This window comes from Flavobacterium sp. H122, assembly GCF_004959765.1.
GTDB lineage: Bacteria > Bacteroidota > Bacteroidia > Flavobacteriales > Flavobacteriaceae > Flavobacterium.
In genome coordinates, this window is the sequence record NZ_SJZD01000016.1 from 1 (window position 1) to 7,073 (window position 7,073).

General features: G+C 34.5%; 8 protein-coding genes and 1 pseudogene. 1 reads left to right on the forward strand and 8 read right to left on the reverse strand.

Annotation, left to right across the window (positions count from 1 at the left end; genetic code table 11):
* The 7 genes and pseudogenes from EZM65_RS15185 to EZM65_RS15215 form a co-directional block, all read right to left on the reverse strand.
* Positions 1-150: pseudogene (locus tag EZM65_RS15185) on the reverse strand (DUF2400 family protein); the annotation flags it as partial.
* Between the two features lie 36 nt (positions 151-186).
* Positions 187-675: a cupin domain-containing protein gene (locus EZM65_RS15190; protein WP_136669412.1), complete on the reverse strand. Its 489-nt coding sequence runs from the start codon at positions 673-675 to the stop codon at positions 187-189.
* 4 nt (positions 676-679) lie between these two features.
* Positions 680-1,741 carry an alpha/beta hydrolase gene (locus tag EZM65_RS15195; protein WP_136669413.1) on the reverse strand — a complete coding sequence of 354 codons (1,062 nt, stop codon included), beginning with the start codon at positions 1,739-1,741 and terminating at the stop codon, positions 680-682.
* Between the two features lie 16 nt (positions 1,742-1,757).
* Positions 1,758-2,483 carry a carboxymuconolactone decarboxylase family protein gene (locus EZM65_RS15200; protein ID WP_136669414.1) on the reverse strand — a complete coding sequence of 242 codons (726 nt, stop codon included), beginning with the start codon at positions 2,481-2,483 and terminating at the stop codon, positions 1,758-1,760.
* 12 nt (positions 2,484-2,495) lie between these two features.
* Positions 2,496-3,572 (reverse strand): alpha/beta fold hydrolase, encoded by a 1,077-nt coding sequence (locus EZM65_RS15205; RefSeq protein WP_136669415.1) that lies wholly within the window; start codon positions 3,570-3,572, stop codon positions 2,496-2,498.
* A 77-nt stretch (positions 3,573-3,649) separates the two neighbouring features.
* Positions 3,650-4,801, reverse strand: a complete 1,152-nt coding sequence (locus EZM65_RS15210; RefSeq protein ID WP_136669416.1) for an aldo/keto reductase — start codon at positions 4,799-4,801, stop codon at positions 3,650-3,652.
* A gap of 17 nt (positions 4,802-4,818) precedes the next feature.
* Positions 4,819-5,670 (reverse strand): aldo/keto reductase, encoded by an 852-nt coding sequence (locus tag EZM65_RS15215; protein WP_136669417.1) that lies wholly within the window; start codon positions 5,668-5,670, stop codon positions 4,819-4,821.
* Positions 5,671-5,843: 173 nt separating this feature from the next.
* Between EZM65_RS15215 and EZM65_RS15220 the strand changes: the two genes are divergently transcribed.
* Entirely contained in the window at positions 5,844-6,740 is an 897-nt protein-coding gene (locus EZM65_RS15220) for an AraC family transcriptional regulator (RefSeq protein WP_136669418.1), read from the forward strand.
* A 257-nt stretch (positions 6,741-6,997) separates the two neighbouring features.
* Here the strand turns inward: EZM65_RS15220 and EZM65_RS15225 are convergent.
* Positions 6,998-7,073 (reverse strand): DUF2400 family protein (locus tag EZM65_RS15225; RefSeq protein WP_136669419.1); only part of this gene is annotated, 76 nt, incomplete at its 5' end.

Genomic DNA, 7,073 nt, shown 5'->3' on the forward strand with positions numbered 1-7,073 from the left:
ATTTTGTTTGCGGGTAAGCAGCCCCAGCTTGCGCGCCACATTACCAGAATGTACATCAAGCGGATACGACAGGGCAGAAGTAGGAATGCTTTTCCAAATACCAAAATCGACACCTTTATTGTCTTGGCGACACATCCAGCGTAAGTACATGTAGGTGCATATAATTTGTGTAGCCCAACATTATTGTTACTTACCATTATACTCTTTGTTTGTTACTGGTTGTAACCAAACTACTGGTCCTTTTTGTGTATTAGTTACAGCAACCTGAACAAAAGAAGTTTCTGCACTTGCTCCGTGCCAATGAGGAACATTAGGAGGACATTTTATTGCATCGCCTTTACGAAGTATTTTTTTATGTTGACCTTTCTCCTGATAATAACCAACACCTTCTGTTACTAATAATACTTGCCCGCCTGGATGCGAATGCCATTTGGTTCTTGCTCCAGGTTCAAAAGTTACATTTCCAATAGATGTTGGATTAAGAGTATCTGCTTCAATAAGCATTTGCAGGTAGGCAGTTCCTGTAAAATTATCGTTCATAATTTTTTTGCCTTGTGGAAAAATAATTGATTTTTGGGATTCCATATTTGTTGCTTGTGCAGATTCATTTTGTTGTTTACAAGAAAAAGCAAACACTACAATAAGAACCGGTAATACTATATTTTTAAAGCTCATAATTTTAAAGATTGATTTGATAAAAACGAACCAATTTATTCACTGCTTGTGATACATATTTGGGTTTCCAATAGGTTTGAATATGAGTAGCGCCGTCAATCAGAAATAATTCCTTGTCTTTAGCATTGGTTGCTTTACTAAACGCTTCCTCTGTCATATATTTTGTATCTGCTTTGCTACCGGCAATCATAAGCAAGGGTTGATGGATTAAATCCATATTAGTAGAAGCATCCCAAGTCATTAAATCGAGTAAGCTGCTCATCGTGTATAAAAAAGTTGAATTGGGATGTACATGAGTTCTATAATAGTACTCATATCCTTCGCGATATAAATCGGTTGGGATCTTAGCAATTTCTTCATCCGTTACACTCGCCACACCTGCATAAATAATTTTACCCCCTGCGACTTCTTGCGCTCGGGCATCCGAAGCCTGTTCTAAGCGTTCTTGAATGGTGTTTAATTGGGAATTCTGAAAGCCATTACGTCTAACTTCACCTGAATTAAACATACTCAAGGTTGCGACAGCTTTAAACCGTTTGTCCGATTGAGCTGCTTTTAAAGTATAGCCACCTCCGCCACAAATACCTAATACAGCTAAACGGTTTGTATCAACTCCTGCATACTGAGTAATAAAGTCAGCCATACCATGAATATCTTCAATACGACTTGCAGGTTTATCTGTATGACGTGGTTCTCCACCACTTGCTCCCTGATAAGCCGCATCAGCAGTAATGGTTATATAACCTGCCTCAGCCAAACGTTGAGCATATAATCCGGATGTTTGCTCTTTTATACCACCGTTAGGATGAGCCACAACTACTGCGGGATATTTCTTTGAAGCATCGTAATTAGCAGGCGTATAAACATTGGCTGCGATGTTAATTCCGTTCAGTTTATAAGTTACAGGATGGATGTTTACTTTTCCTTTTTCATTTTTTGTAATAGCTCCTTCATAAACCAGAGTATAAGGGTTTTGCCTATTTGCCTGTTTTTTAGATTGTGCATTTACTACATCTGTAGCTACTATTGACATTGCGAATGCAATTATTGGTGCTAATTTTTTCATTTCTTTTATTTTTAAATTATTGAGGCTTCTTGGTTTTCAGTATCACTTTCAAAACTTTATTAACAGTCTTAGCTTCTTTTTTCCCAATAGCTATTTTAATGAGGTTAACAAATTCTTCCAACTGTTCGGGAGTAATACCTACATTCAGGGCAATGGATAAATGCCCTTGAAGCATTGGCTCAACATTCCCAATTGCACTTAATACTGAAATGGTAACTAATTCTCTCTGAGCATAGGTTAAAACATCTCTTTCAAAAATATCTGCAAACAAATGTTCTTTCAGGAAAATATCTATTGTTGGCGCAAAAGCCGAATAGCCCGCAAGTGCATCAGGTTGTGGTGTTTTGGTAAGTTTTTCCAAAGTCTTTTTACCTCTCTCGTATTTGCTGTCATTTTCTTTGATTGGTGAAGCTTCGTTGCCTATTTTATCCATAATGCCTTTTGCTTTTCGTTCATTAAGCACTTCCATAAATGTTTGCAACCCTCGAATACTACGCGGAAATCCGCAATAGGCATACAGATGAACCAATACTTCTTTAATTTCATTGACAGTTAGTCCAGCTTCAAGACCTACATTCAACTCTGTTTTTAGCCTTAACAAATCTCCTTTAGCTGTAAGAGCAGAAATGCTAATAATACTTTTCTCTTTCGCATTGAGTGTTGTCATTTGCTGGGCTTTTGCATTACTCATAAATAATAAAATGCAAACAAAAATTGAGATAAATTTTACTGGCTTTTTCATTTGAAACTACTTTTAAAATCCTTTCTCTTTTAACCATTTATGCATTAAATATGCTATCTCAATATTGTTCAAATCTGAAAAAGGAAAGTGAGTATTTCCCTTTATTCCAATTTCTGGCAAATGAACTACCGTAGCATTCCCTCCATATTTGTTAATGGCATCAACAAATAATCTTGCCATTGTTAATCGAGTACGCCAATTATCTGTACCGTAATTATCAGATGGAGTTGCAGGAATATAGTCGCCATAATAAATTACAATGGGGATTTTAGTCAGTTTCATGAAATCTTCTTTTGGAACTCCAATAGCTTCTAATATTCCTCCAGCACTTTGCATAGGTTCAGGAACTTCATCTTGAGGAAAAAGGAAGCCACTTCCAGGTTCATACGAAACGATGGCCTTTATATTTGGGTTTTTGATTGCAGTTGTCCATCCTTGACCACCACTATGTGAATGGGTTATCAAAATTCCTTTTCCAATTTTATTAAACAATTCCGAAACGGCATCAGTATTTACATTAAAATCAATAGAACCTACATCAGGTGTTGTTTGTCTAAAAAATTGATTTAAAGTTTCTGGGGCTTTTGAAAACTGAACACCTGGAAAGTATTCGCTACCAATTCCAATTCGGAACATTGTAAACCAATATTGGTCATCAGTTTTAGCATTAATAGTTATAGATTGATTAGACCTCCCACCATATCCTCTACGGGGTTGATCAATAACATAAGTAGAAAAACCTTTACGCAAAAACAGACTTTGAAATCCTTCTCTTCCGTCTGGAGTAGTTCCCCATGTTCTTGAAGTCTGACCGAATCCGTGCCAAAACACTAAGGGCAATTTTTGAGGATTTTTAGGAATTTGATAAAATGCATAAGCATGATCTACATGCAATGTTTGTCCTTCAGATGTTGGGTTTTTCGGGTCAAAAGTGCCCGGTGTAGTAATTACAGCACCTCCAATTGCAAAACTGCCTTGTTCCTCTATAATTAAGGGGTTCTTCTTTTTTACATTTTGCGCATTAAGTGTTATTGATACCACAAATAGCAGAACTGACAGGTTCAATAATTTTATTATGTTGTTTTTCATTTTAGATCGGTTTAAATTCTAAATTTATTTGATAAATCATATCATCTTACTCATTAAATTATGATTTCCGAAAGTTGTTATTTCTTTTTAACAAGAGCTTCAACATCTGAAAAAGCCAATACACCAGCTGGTAATCTTTCACCCGTAATATGAATAGTATTTAATTCTTTATTAAACTCCTGTAGTTCATTTGAGGTAAATTTTACATTATTTGCTCCAATGTTATCTTTCATATGAGCCATTTGCGTTGTGCCTGGAATTGGAACAATCCAAGGTTTTTGAGCCAATAGCCAAGCTAATGAGATTTGAGCAGGAGTAGTTTGTTTTTGCTCACTCCATTTTTTTATCAAATTCACTAACGCCATATTATTTGCAAGATTATCACCAGAAAAACGGCTTTCAATTCCACGTATATCGCCTTGGGCAAAACGTGTATTTGTATCGATTGCACCTGTTAAAAATCCAACACCTAATGGGCTCCAAGGAACAAAACCAATACCGAGTTCCTCGCAAAGTGGTATGATTTCTTTTTCTGGACCGCGCCATAACAATGAATATTCGTTCTGGATTGCGGTTATGGGATGAATTGCATGTGCACGTCTTACCGTTTTTGTACCTGGTTCGGAAAGACCGTAATACAATACTTTTCCTTCCAGTATTAAATCTTTAATGACTCCTACAACATCTTCAATCGGAATATTTGGGTCAACACGATGTTGGTACAATAAATCTATACGGTCGGTACGAAGTCGTTTGAGCATTCCTTCAACCACTTTTTTAATATGCTCAGGTTGGCTATTTAATCCAGGTAAACGTTTCCCTGTTTCTTGATCGATATTCCAACCAAACTTAGTAGCAACAACTACTTTGTCTCTAAATGATGCAATTCCTTCACCAAGAATTCTTTCTACTTCGTGAGGACCATAGGCTTCAGCTGCATCAAAAAAAGTTACTCCATTGTCAAAAGCAGTTCTGATGATATTGTGCATTTCTTGTCGAGATGGAATTGTAGTTTGATAGGTTCTACTCATATTTTGAACTCCTAGACCAATTGCAGAAACTTCCAATGAAGTACCTAATTTTCGCTTATTCAATAATGGTAATAATGGACTATCTTCTATTGAATGATTTTTACTGTCATTGGTCGTTTTGGCTAAAGCATCAAAAGGAAAAAGTGCACTTCCTGCTATTGCTAACCCTGCTGTTTTTAAAAGATTTCTACGGTTCATCTTTATATTTTTTAAAATTATAAATCCAGTTTTCTTTCACTTAACCATTGCACCATTTCCGGATTTCTATGGTCAAAAAATAGGCTTTCGTTAGTATCTAATGCAATTATAACTTGCATATCATCTGTTGAAAGTTGAAAATCAAAGATGTTAAAGTTTTCAACCATTCTTTCTTTACGTACTGATTTAGGAATAGCAACCACACCTCTTTGAGTTAGCCAACGAAGAATTACCTGTGCTACTGATTTATTATACTTATCACCAATAGCAGTTAAAATTTCATTCTGGAAAATATCGTTCTTTCCTTCAGCAAAAGGTCCCCAAGATTGAATCTGTACATTGTTCTGCTGAAGAAATTTTTGTGTTTCTATTTGTTGATGGAATGGGTGTGTTTCTATCTGATTAATTGCGGGGGTAAAACCACTGTTAATTATTAAATCTATTAATCTGTCAGGGTGAAAATTAGCTACACCAATAGCTTTGATTTTCCCAGCATGATATAATTCCTGCATGGCACGCCAAGAGCCAAAAACATCCCCATAAGGCTGATGAATGAGGTATAAATCGAGATAATCTAACTGTAATTTTTTTAAGGATTTATTAAATGCTTTCAGTGTGTTTTCATAACCCATATCATGCACCCAAAGTTTAGTGGTTATAAAAAGTTCTTCTCTTGGCACATTACTTTTTTTAATAGCATTACCTACGGCTGATTCATTCATATATGATGCGGCAGTATCAATTAAACGATAACCACTTTCGATTGCATCAGTTACAACTTTTTCACATTCTTCTGCATCTGGAATCTGGAAAACTCCGAAACCCAATAATGGCATTTCAAGACCATTGTTTAATATTACTTTTTCCATATTGTCAATATTTTATTTAATCATCGTATTTGTTATTGCAAATTTCCGAATAGGATAAGCTGGTGTTATTATATAGATTACTGCTTTTACTACCAATATTACCGATTGGGCTTATTATCTGATTATAACAACATTAGAATGTCTAAATTTGTGTCAGAAAAGGAATTATTGATATGGAACAAGTAATCAATTTTGATACTATAAGTGAGTACAATGCTTTTAACAATCATGAAACACTACATCCGTTAGTGAGTGTTATTGATTTTTCAAAAGCGAAAGAAAGAACTGGTTCTAAAATGAACTTTGGAATTTATTGTGTCTTTTTGAAAGATGTAAAGTGCGGCGATTTAAAGTACGGTCGCAATTATTACGACTATCAGGAAGGGACATTGGTTTTTATTTCACCTGGTCAGATAATTGATGTTGAAAATAAGACCGATTACTATCAGCCAATAGGATACGGACTGGTATTTCATCCTGACTTGATAAGGGGTACTTCACTTGCCAAGAGTATAAATGAATATAATTTCTTTAGTTACAAGACTAATGAGGCATTGCATTTATCGGCAAAAGAGCGTCAACTTGTATTGGATTGTTTTTCTAAGATCGAAAATGAATTGTTACAGTCTATTGATAAGCATAGTAAAAAACTGATTGCCTCTAATATTGAATTATTTTTGAATTATTGTGAACGATTTTATGACCGTCAATTTATAACCAGAGAAAATGCCAACCACGGTATTTTAGAAAAATTTGAGGAGTTATTGAATAATTATTTTTCTTCGGATAAGCCATTTAATATTGGTTTACCATCGGTTGCTTATTGTGCAGATGAACTGCATTTATCAGCCAATTATTTTGGTGATTTAATTAAAAAAGAAACTGGAAAATCTGCACAGGAATACATTCAAAATAAAATAATCGACTTAGCAAAAAATAAAATATTTGACAACCATAAAACGGTAAGTGAGATTGCCTATGAGTTGGGTTTTAAATATCCTCAACATTTTACTAGATTATTCAAGCAAAAAGTAGGTGTAACTCCTAATGAATTTAGGTCATTGAATTAAATGTAATTTAATGTTATAAATCGAATTATAACAAAATCATACATCGCATTTTCTTCAAAAGAGTAATATCGAAAACAGAATTATTCTTCTTAATCAATCCTCTTAAAACATTCTATACTCAATAAATTCTTTATCATCAAGATTTATATAGACAGTATAGGCTATCTTGTCATATAAATAATTATTATAGCTAATATTCTTTGCGTTAATATGTTCTTCTATTCAAACTTTTTAACATAATAGATATGATAGATGCTTTAGAATTTTTCAAACACTCCTAATCCAAATAAAGCAAAGTCGTATTTTACGGGATCATTCGGGTCAAGTAATCTC